The following is a 14600-nucleotide window of genomic DNA, read 5'->3' as shown; positions in this document are numbered from 1 at the left end:
CTTTGGCGCCGAAGTAGGTTCCCTACTCTCCGTGGTAGGGGGTGGATTTACGCGCCCCATGCGTGGGGCCTGAGTCACGAAATGAATATCCAACCGATATTGTCTTGTTCATCTTCTGACTTTTCTTTGGCACTGGTGAGAGAAATATACGCGTCATGAACTGTTCCCAATTTTACTTGGCCTCGATTTTCAGACGCCATCTCGCACTTCCGCGCAGACTCATCCATCTTTTTGACTATTTCTGATGGAACATCCGCTGGAGCATTATCAAGGTGGGCGCGAAGCTTTCGAGCTAATTCACCTAACTCCGAGTCCATTTGCTCTTTCCTGTCATTCCTGACATCTGCGTTGTCGAAATCTTCCATATCCCCTTCAAGATACTCTAACCAATCCTCAGGAATTGCGTTCTCAATTTGGGTCGAATACCGTATCACTTCACCGTACCAATTATTTAACTCAGAACATTTGTCCCGACGAGTGCGGTATTCCACGGCAACAGCGCCCCCGAGAAAACCACTAACAAGACCTCCAGCTATTGCGCCAAGCATACCTCAAGTAACGAATTTTTAGGTAAAACAACTTGGGTCGCAAAGAACTGTCTTTCGCCCCGCGTGTCGGGAGCGGTCGGGGCTGCGCCCTCCCTCCACAACGCAGACGAACCAAGCGTCTGAGCCGTCCCACAACTGTCCTACGACACTTGTCAGTACGGTTAACACGGGAGAGTCGGGGCCAGTTGCCCCGACTTGATGACCACGGTTGCCACTGGTGCCATATCGCCAGTGCGTCAACAGAAAGGACTGGGATTGTCGAATCCTTCGTTGTTTCACTCAGCCACCGACGGGCGCTAATACGTCGGCGCGGCCCACGGGAGCCGACGTGTAGAAATCCCGCCGTACATCTCCCGCTTTTTTTGCCAACCCCTTGGCATACTTCAACACCCGCCAGCCTTGGGTGTGTCAATCGCTACACGGGGGTAGGCCGCTACAGCTGTGGCTACCCTTGATTAGATAACGTAAAAAGAGCCGCAGAGGGTTGTGAGACGCCGCTTAGAAGTCGCTCGCGCTAACCGTAAGGTCGGGCGACGTATCTGTAGAGTCGGAATGGTCCACAGTGGTCCCACCAATCCGCCCACCCTTCTCCTCGAACGCTTCCTGCTGTTCCTCACGGGTACGACCCTCCAGTAACCCCATGTCCTTGAGGGTGTCACGGACATGAGCGGGCCGAACGTCACCCTCCACCCTTTCGGTGAGCGTATCGGCTACCTCCGTCACACTCAGCCCGAGGGTGTAGAGTTCCGCCAGAAGGATGGGGCTGTCACGGCGTACCATGTCCGTGGGCGGCTCGTAGCCCAGAAGGGACGTGAGAGTGTCCCCACCCCCTTGCTCCCGCTCGTCCTCACCCTTGGCCGTGAGGGTGTCCACATCCAGCCCGTGGGCGTCGGCGGCCGCTTCGAGGGTGGTGAGCCACTTACGGAGGGTTGCTGTATCTCGCGCCCCAGTGAGTTCCTTCACGGCCGTATCCAGCCCGTCAACTTGCGGGTGGGCGAGAAGGTCGCGGAGGAACCCCCTTGCGACGGATTCGAGAGTTCCTCACGGTTGGGGTAGCCGTCGTAGGTGTCCCCAACCAGTGGCTCCCCATCGCCGTACCCGAGTTCCGCTCCCTCAAGAGCCTCACTGATAGCCTCGGGACGGTCCTCGGCGGCCGACCCATCACGGTCCCGCGCTTCCTCCACCGTGTCAGGGTGTAGGTCCACCGTCATGCCTCACCCTCCACACCGTAGGCGTCGGCGGGTACGGCCGCCACTACCGTCCCCTCACCGACACTGAGAACTACGCTATTGTCGGGGAGTTCGACAGTTGAACTCTCGCGGTAGTTGAACACGCCAACGACGTACTCCACTGTATCCGCGTTCTTGGGATACACGGCAGTGAGCCGCCCATCGGCGTACTCTACACGGCCGTCGGGGTTGAACTCCACGCGGCTCAGTGGCTCCACCCGAGTATCCACAACTGTCAACTCACTCATAGCCGAACACCTCCACTATCGGCGTCAGTGTCCTCAGTGTCCTCTACCAACTGCTCGCAAGCGTACCTCGCGGCGTACCCAAGCGGGACTTCTCCGTCGAAGTGTTCATCTTTCACTTTCTTGATAGCCTCACGGTCCTTTGAGTTCATACGCAGGTAGCGTTCTCGCGGCTCAGGTTCCTCAGACATCTTTCCTCTCACGTTAACCGTACTGACAAGTGTGTACTACGAGCGTTGGACGCCGCCCCTATCGGCGTGAGCAACAGACAGACGGCCCACACCACCGATTCGGGTTATTCGGCCGCCACCTACGTAACCCGAGAGATGGGGCCGAGATGGGGGTAAGTGGGTATCGGCAGACGGATTTACCGCGGGATACCCGACTAATACACTGGAACGGCCTTGTCTTGTGCGCGTACGCGTATAGAATACCTGAAAGATAGCCAAAGATATACACAAATCTGTATAGAATCTCGAATAGGCCCCGAGAAGGCCAAAATCGGGGTTAGCGCCCCCATGCGCGGATAGGAGCCACCAATTGTGGGTGTCGTGAGTACCACCCACATGGCCCGCCCACAACGGATATGTAAGCAAATTAGTTATTCCGAAAAGATGGAATCGGCTAAGGCGTCTGATAGCGGGCGGTACGGGCCGAGACACGCCCATTCTGTGGTCTACGCGCGCAGCTATATACAGCATAGTAATACTACTCCACGTTCTTGGCTCCAGATGTGCTATGAACGTGGGGCCGCTCCACGAACGTAGCTCCCGCGGGTCGGGAAGCGGGCGCGAGCGCAATCGCACACGCGTGTGCGCCCGCCCACGCCGCTCGAAGCGACGCCACAGCCAACCATCGGCGTCACACCGAACGCGCTTGAGCCTCTCATAGGTTCGTCTGAGCGGCCACAGTATTACCGATGCTCATGTTTCAGTCACGGCTCTCAACTACCTCCGATTACCCCAATATTGGGCCGTCGGCGTCTCTACCGCCCACAGGCAGGCCGTAGAAGCGTTTTACCCCCACCCGACAGAGACGGCTTGAGACTGCTGAAACTGAGCGGTAGAGCGGGAGCCGTGTCTACTCCGCGCTACCCCTACCCTCAGGGCGGGGCGATACCTGTTCCTCGGGGTTTTAGTCTGAGCGATTCTGTCGAATAGTTGCTGCTCGGATAGTTGAATCGGCTACGAACGGCAAAATAGCGTCTGAGTACGGCGTGAGCGGTTCAGTCCCCGAGGGACGGTCCCCGCTTTTTCATCATTTCTGCAGCGTCATCTTCTGCGATGTCGGCGTATATCTGCGTGATGTCCAACTTAGTGTGTCCCATAATCTTCTTGAGATGTGGGGCGGGGACACTGTTCTCCGCAGAATGAACGGCGAAGGCATGCCGTAGCGCGTGGGGAGTTACTTTCCACTGGTTTTGCCCGTTCACATCACCGTCACCGTAGGTATCCTGAACTCCCGCGTTCTGAGCGGCTTCATGCACCGTCTGGCGCACCATTTGCCCACTGATATGGTCATTCTTTCCCCGTGTGGTGGGGGAAGGGAACAGGTAGGGGTTGTGTTCGTCGTAACTTGGTTCATCCTCTCGGGGACCGTTAATCCAGATATTGAGAGGTTGACGGAGGGATTCACGGAATGTAACAGTCCTCCAGTCATCGGTTTTATCGGCTTCAACACGGATTTCTTGGTTCTCAAGGTCCACCTTGTCCTTCCGCATGGTTGCGAGTTCCATACGTCGACAACCCGTTTGATACAACAGTCTGATTATGAGAGTAGAGCGAAGGGTTGGCTCTGGAGCGTTCTCAACCATAGCCTGAATATCCTCACGCGAAGGGTGGTTGCGCTTGTCTCCCGTCGCCTTCTCTTTGTTCGTGGTAGCCCGCCAAGAGCCGTCAAGCCCTTCAACAGGATTCTCACAGTCTATATCCATCAACTGGTAGTAGAGGCTGATACCTGAGCGAGCCTGTGTCTGTGACGGACTGGATAGACCTTCCTCTTGGAGGTACAAGAGGAATCCCCGAACGTCTTTCGTAGTGGCTTCCTCTGGCGATTTGTCCTTCCGTTCATCCAGCCAGTCAAACCACCCCATGCGACTTACATTCGTCCCGAACAGGCTGGCTCCGTACTTCTTGGCGTTCTCACGGAGAGTTTCAGGACCACCATATTTGTCGTCATACGCCCGACTCTCGACGTACTCTTGAATGAACTCGGCTTCGCGGTCGGTGGTCTTAGACATGAATTAGGCCTCCTCAGATTTGAACCACCGTGGCTCACCGACGACGTGAGCAGCAGCACCGCCTTTCACTTCTCCTGTGGGGTAAGACTCTACCCCACGGAGGTAGTGACGTTACCTCGCTGGTCTTCTACCTCTACCACGTTCGTTACCCCCAACCCATCACTACGGCGTAGGTTTTCGAGGGCGAACCGAACAGCGGCCTCTTTGTGGCCCGTCTTGTGTGCAAGGTCTTCCGCCGTCATGGCGTCTTCCTCACCCACAGGAAGGGCCTGATACAGCTCTGGTGCCAAATCAGGGTCAACACCCTGTTGGGCATGCACGGCGTCTACAGCACCACTCACCTCTGACTCAAGGTCTTGCATATCGTTGCGAAGGTCCTGAATCCGCTCCAAGACCTCACCACTGTTAGCGACACCGCCACCACTGGCGTCTACCTCAGGAACCTCGAAGTCGCCCCCTTCGGAATCCATCCGCTCAATCTTCTCACGGACTGCTGTTTTTACGAAATCGGTGAGGCTGTCGGCCCAACGCGCTTGCTCACGGTATTCGTCCCATTCCTCCTTTTCCTCCGCATCCATGCGGATATTGAGTTGGGTCCGTCCCATCGTATCCCCCACTAATCAGCCCACCCACTTTGTCTTTACGAACGTCTACCGATTCAGTTAGGATGCAGCGGATGATGAAGAAGATGCAGGGCGGCGACGGCGGCGGTGGCGGCCTCGGCGGCATGGGGCCGTTCGGGTAGTCGCCACGGCCGGGTTCGGCGGTGCCGCCGGTAGTTTGATTCTGCGGGCCGACGACGCTCGTCCGTGTTCGGCATCCCCGAAGCGGAACTGCTCGAGGAGTCCGACGAGCCACGGCCATGTGCCGGCGAGCCCGTCGCCGAACTCGGCTACAACCAGTCCGAGGGGGGCGTGTTCCGCGACGGCGTGGATCGCGTCCGCGTCGCCGCGCTCTCGGGGACCGCTACGTGCTCAGCTACACGGGCTCCCGCAGCGGGTCGGTCGTGGTGACCCGAGGGGCGTGGCGGCGATGGCCGAAGCGATGCTGACCGACAGACCCGCCGTGCCGCGGTGGCTGCTCTCGCCGGAGGCGGCCCGGGACCCGCCCGAGTGGGTGCCCGCGGGGTACGACCGACCCGGTAGCGTGACCTGTGGCGACTGTGGGGCCGAGGCGTCGGTACGGCGGGTCGTCACCCGCGACGGCCGCGACGAACCCGCGGGGTTCCGGTGTCCGGACTGCTGGGAGCGACCGCCGCTCTGACGCCGTTCGCCGGATTCGCGCGCTTTTTCCCCCTCGCCGAGGTATCGCGGGTCGAATGGAGCTTCGCCGCCTCGCGCGCTACGACGCGCTGATCTTCACGTCGCTGTTGTGGTTCATGGCGAAGTTCGTCCGCTACCTGTTCCCGCCGCTGTTCGAACCGTTCCAGACCGCCTTCGGCGTCTCGAACACCGCGACCGGGCTGGCGTTCTCGGCACTGATGACCGTCTACGCGCTGATGCAGTTCCCCTCCGGCGTGATCGCCGACCGACAGGGGCCCGTCCGGGTGATCGCCGGCGGCGCCGTCGTCGCCACCCTCGGCTCGCTCGCGCTGGTGGTGCCGGTCCCCCTCCCGGATCTGGCAGTCCCCGTCGGCCCCGTCGCGTCGGTGCCGGGCGAGTTTCTCGCGATCGTCGGCGGGATGCTGCTGATCGGCGTCGGCACCGGCGCGCACAAAACCGTCGCCGTGCGGCTGCTCGCGGCGGTGCACCGCGAGCGCACGGGGCGGGCGCTGGGCGTGCTCGACACCGTCGCCGCCTTCGGCGGCGTCGCCGCGCCGCTCGCGGTCACGTACGCACTGCCGGACTGGCGTGGCCTCTTCCTCGCCAGTGCGCTGCTCGTCGCCGCCCTGACCGTCCTGTTCGTCCGCCGGACCCCCAGACATCTCGACGACGAGCGGGCGACGGCGCCCTCGGGCGACGGCGGGATCGACGGCTCGCTCGCGGGCTACCTGCGGCTGATGACGGTGCCGCGGGTCGGGCTGTTCGTCGGCGTCACCGTCGCGTTCGCGTTCGCGTACAACGGCGTCGTGGCGTTCCTCCCGCTGTACCTGACCGAGGCCGCCGAACTGGAGCCGGGCGTCGCGAACACGCTCTACTCCGGACTGTTCGTCGTCTCGTTGGTCCAGTTAGGCACGGGCGAACTCACCGACCGGGTCGGGCGACTGCCGATGCTGTTCGCCACCGTCGGCGCCGCGGTCGTCGGCGCGGCGCTGCTGCTCTCGGTGCAGGGCGTGGTCGCCGTCGCCGCCGCCGTCGTGGTGTTCGGGCTGGGCGCCCACGGGTTCCGACCGGTCCGGAGCGCGTTCCTGATGTCGCTGCTGCCTGACGACGCCGCCGGCGGGGGCTGGGCGTGGTACGAACCGTGCTGATGACCGCCGGCGCCGTCGCACCCGGGGTGACCGGCTTCCTGATCGACACCCAGGGGTACGACGCCGCGTTCACGGCGCTGGGGGGTGGGCTCGTGGTCGCACTCGCCCTGCTCGGCGTCATCGCGGTGTTGGGCGACGCGGCGTAGGCCGGCGCCCGGGGTTTTTCACCCGTGGCGTCGTGGTTCCGGTCGATGAGCGTCCTCGCCGTCGCCCGCGAGGCCTACGAGGCGGCGCTCCCCCCGTTGGGCGCCAGCCTCGTCGGCGGCCTGCTCGCGGGGGTCGTCCTCGGCGGGATGCAGGCCGAACTCCGGGCGGTGCCGGGGCTGTTAGTGCTCGTGCCGGCGCTGTTGGCGACGCGGGGGAACGTCTACGGCAGCCTCGGCGCACGGCTTTCGACCGAGCTCCACCAGGGGCTGGTCGAGCCGCGCGTCGATCTCGGAAACCGCCGGCTGCGCGGGGCGATGGCCGCCGCGCTGGCCAACGGCCTGCTCGCCAGCGCGGTCGCCGCCGTCGCGGTGTTCCTGATCCTCACTGTGTTTGGCGACGACGTTGCTCGCGTCACGACGCTGGTCGCGATCAGCCTCGTGGCGGGGCTGCTCTCCGGCGTCGCGCTGACTGCGGTGGTGGTCGTCGTCGTGTTCGTGGGCTACCGTCGCGGGCGTGACCCCGACACGCTGGTCGGCCCGGTGGTGACGACGACCGGCGACGTGTTCGGCCTCGCCTTCCTCCTCCTGGCGGTGCGGCTGGTGCTCGCCGCCGGAGGTGGCGCGTGACGACCGAGTGGTCGGTTCGGGCGATTACTCGGGCGATGCTGCCCGTGCTGCTCGTGTTGACGATGGTCGAAGTCGGCTCGGGGCTGGTGCTGGGGACGTTCGAGGCGTCGCTGTATCGCTACCCAACCCTGCTGGTGCTCGTGCCCGTCACTATCGGCACCGCGGGCAACCTCGGCAGCATCCTCGCGTCGCGGCTCTCGACGGCGTTTCACCTCGGGACGCTCTCCTTCTCGCCGACCGACGAGGCGCTCGCGGGCAACGCCGTCGCCACCGTCGCGCTCGCGGTGACGCTGTTCCCGGTCGTCGGCGCCGGGGCGTGGGCGCTGCGCTCGCTGCTCGGCGGGGCGCAGTTGGCGATCACCACCGTCGTCTGGATCTCGCTCGTCAGCGGCGTGGTGCTCGCGGTGCTGGCGGTCGCGGTCACCCTCGTCGCAACGTACGGCGCCTACCGCTACGGGCTCGACCCCGACGACGTGGTGATCCCGGTCGTCACGAACACCTGCGACGTGCTCGGGGTGGTGGTGCTGCTCGCGGTCGTCGAACTCACGCTGTGACTTGGCAAGGGTATGGTCGTCCCCGGCGGAGCCGTCAGGCGACTTAGCGGTCGTCCGGATCGATCGGGCGCCCCTCCTCGGTCGGCGGGGCGACGTGATCGATGAAGGACTCCACGTCGGGTTCGCGGACGTCGACGCGGACCTGGATGTCGCCGAGTTCGTCCGCGGAGCCGACCGCGAAGTTGACTTTGCCCTCGAAGGCGGGCTGTTTCTTCAGCGAGAAGGAGAACCCCTCGTCATCGGCGCCGTTGAAGAACTCCCGGCGGGCGGTGTCGAGGATCTCCTGTTCGTGGAGTACGTCGGAGAACGCGTCGAGGGAGTGGCTCTCGGCGACGAAGCGGTCGGGCTCGCGCCGGAACTCCGCGTCCGGGAACAGGTTCGTCACCGCGTCCTCGACGCGCTCTGCGACCTCCGTCGCCTGGACCGGCACTTCGATCGTCACGTCGACGCTGTAGATCATTCTCGTTCACCTCCGTCGCCGGACTGCGTCCGGCCGGCAGCCGACCCTCGCTCGTCGACGGCGGCCTCGCCTTGTTCCAGCACCGCTTCGACCTGCTCGCGGAACGCCTGCAGACTCTCGTCGTTCTCGATGGTGAGGTCGGCGGCGTCCATCACTTCGCCCATCCCGAAGCCGAGTTCGCGCTCCTCGCGCTCCCGGAGCTTCTCGCGGTCGAGATCGGTCGCCTCGCGCCCGCGGTCGCCCAGCCGCTTCGCGCGCAGGTCGAAGGGCGCCTCGATGGAGACGAGGAGGAACTCCTCGCCGAAGGCGTCGACGAAGCGCTCGACCTCCGCCATCGAGCGCAGGCCGTCGACGAGCACGACCGGCTCGCCCGACTGGTCCTCGGCGGCGTCCCGGACCAGCGGGATGCAGCGGTCGGCGATGGCGGTCTCGCCCTCCTCCTCGCGGAGCTGCTGGGCGATCTCGCCGTGGTGTTCGCTCGGGTCGAGTCCGCGTCGACGGGTCTCCGCCCGGATCACGTCGCCCATCGTCACGACCGGGATGCCCGCCTCCCGGGCGACCGCGGCGGCTTCGCCCTTGCCGCTGCCCGGCAGCCCGACGGTGCCGATGATTCGCATCGGCTCTGGGTTCTCGGCTGGCGGGGTTAAGCGCTGCGGGACGAACCCGACGGTTTTTGCGCTCGGAGGGTAATGGATCGATGAGGGCGCGTAGCTCAGTTGGACAGAGCGTCGGACTTCTAACCCCGGTGGGTCCCTCGGGGGAGCCATCCGGTGGTCGTGGGTTCGAATCCCACCGTGCCCGTGCTGAAACTCGCGGTTACTTGCTTTTCAGCGAAGCAACGGTACAGAGCCGCTGCTGTGCGTCTCTCGGTAGTACAGAGTTCCCAGTTCGTTCTGGAATTTCGGAGTTCGTTCGACAGTCGAACGGGCCCCTTCGCCGTACAGCGGTCGACCTACTCGGAGGTGGTGCTCGGTGAGCACCCAAGAGGTCGACCCGATCCAGACGGTTCGGCAGATCCTGAAGCCGAAGGTGACGCCGGACCCGGAGAAGGACCTCCGGCATCAGAACTTCGTCGCGTACAACTGCGAACGCTGCCAAGAGCGGTGCCTCAACCCTGAACGGTCGGCTCTCCATGAAGCCGGTACCTGTCTGGAGTGCCACGTTCACTACGCTGCTCACGGGCACGTCAGAAAGCGCATCTCCAGCCGGTGGGACTGATGCCCGGTACCTCGACCCCCAACCGAGTGACCCACCCACCGCCCGACCCACCCATGGCAAGGGCCGGCGGCATCCGTCCGCGCGGCCCCTCCCTGCGGGGGTCGCGCGGACTCGAACTCTCGGCTCCAGAGCCGTAGATCGAGAGGTCGCTGATGAGCGTCCAGCCGCTCCACACGCTGAGCGGCAGCGACCTCGCGGACAGATGTAACACACCCGCCCTCGCAGGGCTGCTGGAAGAGCGCGATCTACTCGGCCGCGGGCTGCTCCTCGACGGAAGCCTGACCGAACGCGACGAGCAGCGCGTACGCGTTGTACGGTTCCTCGCGGAGCATCCGGAGGGTACGCCGCTGTCTCACGTCGTCTCGTACGCCGTGAAGGGAGTCAGCCCAGAGTCCTGCGAGCGCGTCGACGGATCAGATTCTGACTACCAGTTCGCGTACAGGTTCGTGAACGACCTCGCCGACCCCGACGACCCGTACGTACGGAAATGCCGGTCGTCAGGGGTCCTGACGGTGACGCCCACACTGCGGCTTCTTGACTTGATTACAGAAGGCAAAACTCAAACGGCCCAGAGCGAGGGCGTCACCTTCGACCGCGATTTCCTGCGTAACTACCTCGCTCGCGTCGATTCTGTAGACCCTGACCTGCGGGAGTTGCTGACGGACGGTTTTACATCGTACCTGAACAGGATCGAGGACTACTGCCTGCTGTTCGACGTGCAGTTCCTCGACCGCCGAGGCGGTCAGACAGACCGCCGGATGACGAAGGATTACAAGACCCGTTTCAACGATGAAGGCCGGGTGTCGAAGCAGTTCGCCCGGTTCAACGGTGCGCTGGAACACGCGTACGAGCGGTCGGAGAACGCCGTACTCGCCACGTTCACCACAGACCCCAAGCGGCAGTCGTCCCTGCTCGACGGGATCGACTCGATCAACCCCGCGTTCAACCGCCTGCTGTCGTACATGGACTCGGACCCCTCGACCAAGAGCGACACGCGCGACCCCGACGTGCGCGGCTGGAGACCAGGACTAGATAGTGATGTGACCGGGCGACCGCGACGGCGACCGGACTACATCAAGGCGCTGGAGTTCACTGAAAGCGGATACCCGCACCTGCACGTACTGTTTTTCGACGTGCCGACCCGTGCCGAGGACGGCATGCCGTGGCTGTGCGACAAGCCCGAGCTGGCAGCGAAGTGGGCCGACTACGGACAGGGCGAGATCGTCGACGTGTACCCGCTGACCTACCGCGACGACCTCGAGGATCTCGGCCCCGAGTTCCAGAGCGACGAGGGGTTCGTAGACTGGTATCGCTTCGGCGATCACGACCACGGCGAAGAGTGGGTCCGCGACCGCACCCGCTCGCACGAACTCATCGAGTTCGGCGACGAGGGCCACGAGATGGAGTCGACAGCGGGCGCGTACCTCGGCAAGTACCTGAGCGCGACGTTCGGCTCGCTGCTCGACGCCACGGAATCCTTCCAGGAACAGAATTCCGACTCGTTCGCGGACAAGGCCGCGACGTGGAAGCTCGCGCTGTACTGGGCCACGAACCGCCGGTTCTGGTCCTGCTCGCAGAGCATCAGCGACGGGATCAAGCCGAACGACCACCTGCACGACCCCGACGTACGAGAGGCCGTCCGGTGGTGCTCGCTCGACTCGGTACGAGCTGCCAGCGAGTCGGACCTCCGGGACGAACTCGCCCGGCGACAGTGGGACGACGTGGACGATCTCGAAGCCGCGATAGACTGCGCGCTGTCCGAGGTCGAAGCTCCAGCGGTGCGCTCGACCCTACCCGATGAAGCGTCGTTCCGGTGTATCGTGAACTACCGCGGTGCGTACGCGTACTGGGACCTCCCAGCGGTGAGCTCGACCAGAGCCGCGATCTCGAACTCGTCGAGGATCACACCGAGCAGGAAGAGGATCTGCCGATCATCGACCGCGAGAACGATCCGCCCGTCGCCGACGTTTGGGCCTGAGATTGCAATCTAATCCAGCATCAAAAGGAGGGATTAAATGCCATATTATCAACTGGTGAACGTTGCTTAGGAACTATTCTCATCAGAGCCGTCAAGATTTATTTGTTCACTTACTGACTTGGCCGCGCCAAATTGGAGTTTTGTTTCAGATTTCATCGCTAATTGTGACAGGTGATCTGCGGTGGTCAGTCCTACTGGCCACGGGATAGATCCAGATATCGCTAGAATAAACCAAGTAAGACCATTATTTATAGAAATAATGCCATCTTCACTGTTTCCCGGAATATGGATATCCTGTGGTTCATCTGAGTTAGATATCCGTTCATCGTTTGATGGGTCAGGTATTTGAGAGGCTATTGCGAGAGGAACTAGATACTCGGAGATGGACAAGGTATTGTTGATCATCAGAGTGCCTTCTTTCACAAGCAGAACTAAATCCCAGTCAGTGGAGTTGGCTAGCTGGGAGTTCAATTCATCATCAGAGATAGAGGATTCATCATAAACAAGACAGTGTAACTGATGGTTAACTGAATAATCGCCAGACACAGTAACTCCAAACCTATCGTCGGGGTCTTTCTCCAATTCACGTAGTACTGATAACTTATCTAGGTCAGACTCTAAGCGCCCTTTGTCAACACGGCTTTTCACTTCACACAAGAATGCGACACCACTCAGGGGAACCCATGTAATCTCATGTTCCCGAAGTACAATTCTCGGAGTGGAATGTGAAAACAGAGCCACAACATCGATTTCATTACTTGCACCATTTCCAAATTTGTCAAAACAGGATACATTTCTATCCATCACAGAGCATGCTGTATGAATGTCAAATTTGCCCCCTAAATACTGGTCAAGTAAATTACTTAGTGCATTTTCATATGAACTTCCTCTAGCAGTATCGTTACCTGCAATATTACGAAACCGACTCCAATCATGTTCAAGTTGGTTCTGAAAACTCTCTAATAATCCGGCCGGGGAGTTGATCGTAGTCATGATGTTCTATTTTCATTCGCTCTATTTAAAGAAGTGGCCGAATAAGCGCCATATTGCTATATCTCCGTTGGGGCTGCTCCGTGCCACAGTCCACCGCAAGGACCGGAGAGTCGCGGAGCGCCCGGCGCGGCCCGAGCGCCCCGAGGGCCGCGCAGCGGAGCGACTGCCGGAAGCGAGGGCTCGCCCTCGACCCGGAAGCCGGGACGTGAGAGGGCCGCCCCGCGGCCCGAATCGTGTAGCCCCAGTGGCGTTTGAACGATTTTAGTGACAGATTTGTTTATCTATTACTACTGAATCGAAAGCTGTTTTCGACTCCATTTTGCCATAGAAACCCCTTCCATTCACTTGCAAAACTCACTCCCGTACCCTGATTATATAGCGCTTAATTTCACTTTCACCTTGGTTCGGCCAAGCCTATAAAGCAGCATACCATACTATTGATTGTCATGCTGTGAGCTACCAGTAACAACGGAAAGGAAGGGCGCATCGCCCTGCGCGTATCCACAATCACACACACACAGAGCGATACGCGCAGGTTGGTACTACCCCTACCCGCCGACAGGGGATCGCCCTGCCTCGGGTCAAGCGCACCTTGTTCCAGGGAGTACTTTGCTCCTTTGGCCACGGTGAAAGTGACCTGAGGAGGGAATAGTCGGCACTCCAGCAATTGAAACACGTTACAAACTGGGACGAACTCACGTCCCGCCGACAACAGATCTTGGAAGTTGCGGAGGCGAACTTCGGTGATGACACCTTCGCATGTTCCGAGTTGAATCGTCACCTAACCGACTCAACGACAACCCAGACCCTCAACAAAATCGCGGCCAACGACAATTACTTCCGCAGGTATCCGGGCGGGAGTACGATGTTGCTCGCGGTCATTCCAGGGGATGACAACAAGGCCAAATTCAGACTCAGCGGCCAAGAGAAGTTGGCCCAGCAGATGGTCAACAAAGAAGGGCTTTCGCTGAACCCCAGCAAAGTCAACTGGGCGAGTAACTCAGAACGGAATAACTTCCAGTCGAAGTTCAACGCTCGGGCCAGCAGTGTAGAGCTTCGGGCAACTTGGACCAGGAACAAATACCGGCTGAGGGACAAGCCCCGGTATATCGTTCGGTCAAGCAGTTGAGGGCGTAGAGCCCTTCACTCCCATTTTTTATCCAACGGAGTGCCCATCGAGTGAGTCCCCGATCGACGGCGGCGACTGAGTGCCCAAAAGTCGAACGCGACCGTCTATTTGTCGCTGTGCTTTTCTGCTTCCTCCGGAGAAAGAACCCTCGTTGCGTGCCAAGTTCTGCCGCCTGATTCTTTCTCGGGCCCCTCGACTTCAATAGTTTCCAGCATTGTGGCGTACCCCTCCTCAGTGAGCTTGTAGTGGCCCCTTTCCACCTTCTCGACCAACCCCCCGCTTCAAGCGTACTGAGACGGTTTGAGATCGAGCTCCTGGGCCTGTCGATATTCTTGCTGATTACCGACGGCGTGAGAATTAGGCCCATGGCCAGTAACTTGCAGATTTCCCGGTCTAGATCGGTAATCCAATCTGGCGGGCTGAGTTCTTCGTGGTCATACTCCCCAGTGCTCACATGCCATCCGTGCTCCTCAAGGTATTCATCGAATTCCGAGCGCTCCCCTGGCTTCTCGTCGGTCATTACTGTATGCACAACTGCGGTCAACCAAAAGGGTGCCGCCGACAGGAGCTAACTAATCCGTCTAACGAATTAGACCAAACAAATAAGTGGGCTCCAATCATGTACCGAATCGGAGTCGCCGACTGATGGCTCTCCTCGGTTGAGAGCCGGGCCGTGCTGAGACACGGCCCGAAGGTGGCTCCGGTGGTCAGATTGAACGAAGCCAACACGGGGCTAGAAAGCCCCAAACGGTCAGATGTACCGCTTTCAGATAACTCCGGCGGGTACTGCGTCTACTGCGGCGACCCCACGAAGCCCGACCCGC

The 14600-nt window shown here is 61.0% G+C and carries 18 protein-coding genes, 1 tRNA gene and 1 pseudogene; 9 read left to right on the top strand and 11 right to left on the bottom strand.

What is annotated here, in order from left to right:
- Positions 1–74 precede the first annotated feature (74 nt).
- The 7 genes from SY89_RS16405 to SY89_RS03085 form a co-directional block, all read right to left on the bottom strand.
- A complete protein-coding gene (locus SY89_RS16405) occupies positions 75–548 on the bottom strand; it encodes a hypothetical protein (RefSeq protein ID WP_144427119.1) in 474 nt (157 codons plus the stop codon).
- A gap of 498 nt (positions 549–1046) precedes the next feature.
- A complete protein-coding gene (locus SY89_RS03105) occupies positions 1047–1511 on the bottom strand; it encodes a hypothetical protein (protein WP_054583106.1) in 465 nt (154 codons plus the stop codon).
- Positions 1508–1759 (bottom strand): hypothetical protein, encoded by a 252-nt coding sequence (locus tag SY89_RS03100; protein ID WP_054583105.1) that lies wholly within the window; start codon positions 1757–1759, stop codon positions 1508–1510. The genes SY89_RS03105 and SY89_RS03100 overlap by 4 nt, the downstream gene beginning before the upstream one ends.
- A complete protein-coding gene (locus SY89_RS03095; protein WP_144427118.1) occupies positions 1756–1977 on the bottom strand; it encodes a hypothetical protein in 222 nt (73 codons plus the stop codon). Before SY89_RS03095 ends, SY89_RS03100 begins: the two co-directional genes overlap by 4 nt.
- Before the next feature lie 44 nt (positions 1978–2021).
- Positions 2022–2213, bottom strand: coding sequence for a hypothetical protein (locus SY89_RS16400; protein ID WP_144427117.1), 192 nt, complete (start codon positions 2211–2213; stop codon positions 2022–2024).
- A 1034-nt stretch (positions 2214–3247) separates the two neighbouring features.
- Positions 3248–4261, bottom strand: a complete 1014-nt coding sequence (locus SY89_RS15650; protein ID WP_080506578.1) for a tyrosine-type recombinase/integrase — start codon at positions 4259–4261, stop codon at positions 3248–3250.
- 89 nt (positions 4262–4350) lie between these two features.
- Positions 4351–4839 carry a hypothetical protein gene (locus SY89_RS03085; RefSeq protein WP_144427116.1) on the bottom strand — a complete coding sequence of 163 codons (489 nt, stop codon included), beginning with the start codon at positions 4837–4839 and terminating at the stop codon, positions 4351–4353.
- Positions 4840–5070: 231 nt separating this feature from the next.
- Between SY89_RS03085 and SY89_RS03080 the strand changes: the two genes are divergently transcribed.
- The 5 genes and pseudogenes from SY89_RS03080 to SY89_RS03060 all read left to right on the top strand — a co-directional run bounded on the left by SY89_RS03080 (position 5071) and on the right by SY89_RS03060 (position 7998).
- Positions 5071–5274: a hypothetical protein gene (locus tag SY89_RS03080; RefSeq protein ID WP_054583101.1), complete on the top strand. Its 204-nt coding sequence runs from the start codon at positions 5071–5073 to the stop codon at positions 5272–5274.
- 19 nt (positions 5275–5293) lie between these two features.
- The gene (locus SY89_RS03075; RefSeq protein WP_144427115.1) at positions 5294–5524 is read left to right on the top strand and encodes a hypothetical protein; all 231 of its coding nucleotides are present in this window, start codon (positions 5294–5296) and stop codon (positions 5522–5524) included.
- Between the two features lie 55 nt (positions 5525–5579).
- Positions 5580–6817, top strand: a pseudogene (locus tag SY89_RS03070) (MFS transporter).
- Between the two features lie 45 nt (positions 6818–6862).
- Positions 6863–7444 carry a magnesium transporter gene (locus SY89_RS03065; RefSeq protein ID WP_054583099.1) on the top strand — a complete coding sequence of 194 codons (582 nt, stop codon included), beginning with the start codon at positions 6863–6865 and terminating at the stop codon, positions 7442–7444.
- Positions 7441–7998, top strand: coding sequence for a magnesium transporter (locus SY89_RS03060; RefSeq protein ID WP_054583098.1), 558 nt, complete (start codon positions 7441–7443; stop codon positions 7996–7998). Before SY89_RS03065 ends, SY89_RS03060 begins: the two co-directional genes overlap by 4 nt.
- Positions 7999–8041: 43 nt before the next feature.
- Here the strand turns inward: SY89_RS03060 and SY89_RS03055 are convergent, their stop codons facing one another.
- The gene (locus tag SY89_RS03055) at positions 8042–8458 is read right to left on the bottom strand and encodes an RNA-binding domain-containing protein (protein WP_054583097.1); all 417 of its coding nucleotides are present in this window, start codon (positions 8456–8458) and stop codon (positions 8042–8044) included.
- Positions 8455–9075 (bottom strand): AAA family ATPase, encoded by a 621-nt coding sequence (locus tag SY89_RS03050; RefSeq protein WP_054583096.1) that lies wholly within the window; start codon positions 9073–9075, stop codon positions 8455–8457. Before SY89_RS03050 ends, SY89_RS03055 begins: the two co-directional genes overlap by 4 nt.
- Positions 9076–9159: 84 nt before the next feature.
- Here SY89_RS03050 and SY89_RS03045 point away from each other — a divergent pair.
- The 3 genes from SY89_RS03045 to SY89_RS03035 all read left to right on the top strand — a co-directional run bounded on the left by SY89_RS03045 (position 9160) and on the right by SY89_RS03035 (position 11667).
- A tRNA-Arg gene (locus tag SY89_RS03045) sits at positions 9160–9259 on the top strand.
- A 171-nt stretch (positions 9260–9430) separates the two neighbouring features.
- On the top strand, positions 9431–9676 hold the full coding sequence (locus SY89_RS03040; protein ID WP_054583095.1) for a hypothetical protein: 246 nt from the start codon (positions 9431–9433) through the stop codon (positions 9674–9676).
- Positions 9677–9828: 152 nt separating this feature from the next.
- Positions 9829–11667, top strand: coding sequence for a hypothetical protein (locus SY89_RS03035; protein ID WP_204374414.1), 1839 nt, complete (start codon positions 9829–9831; stop codon positions 11665–11667).
- A gap of 53 nt (positions 11668–11720) precedes the next feature.
- Here SY89_RS03035 and SY89_RS16395 read toward each other — a convergent pair whose 3' ends face one another.
- The gene (locus SY89_RS16395) at positions 11721–12647 is read right to left on the bottom strand and encodes a DUF6602 domain-containing protein (RefSeq protein ID WP_144427114.1); all 927 of its coding nucleotides are present in this window, start codon (positions 12645–12647) and stop codon (positions 11721–11723) included.
- 718 nt (positions 12648–13365) lie between these two features.
- On the opposite strand from SY89_RS16395, the gene SY89_RS15645 reads away from it, so the two are divergent.
- Positions 13366–13776, top strand: a complete 411-nt coding sequence (locus SY89_RS15645; protein WP_204374413.1) for a hypothetical protein — start codon at positions 13366–13368, stop codon at positions 13774–13776.
- Positions 13777–13880: 104 nt separating this feature from the next.
- Here SY89_RS15645 and SY89_RS17040 read toward each other — a convergent pair whose 3' ends face one another.
- On the bottom strand, positions 13881–14048 hold the full coding sequence (locus SY89_RS17040; protein ID WP_189319099.1) for a hypothetical protein: 168 nt from the start codon (positions 14046–14048) through the stop codon (positions 13881–13883).
- Positions 14049–14600: the final 552 nt, after the last annotated feature.

This window comes from Halolamina pelagica (assembly GCF_001307315.1).
Taxonomy (GTDB): Archaea; Halobacteriota; Halobacteria; order Halobacteriales; family Haloferacaceae; genus Halolamina; species Halolamina pelagica_B.
Note: the sequence above shows the minus strand (reverse complement) of the source record. Positions and strands in the feature narration are given on the sequence as shown.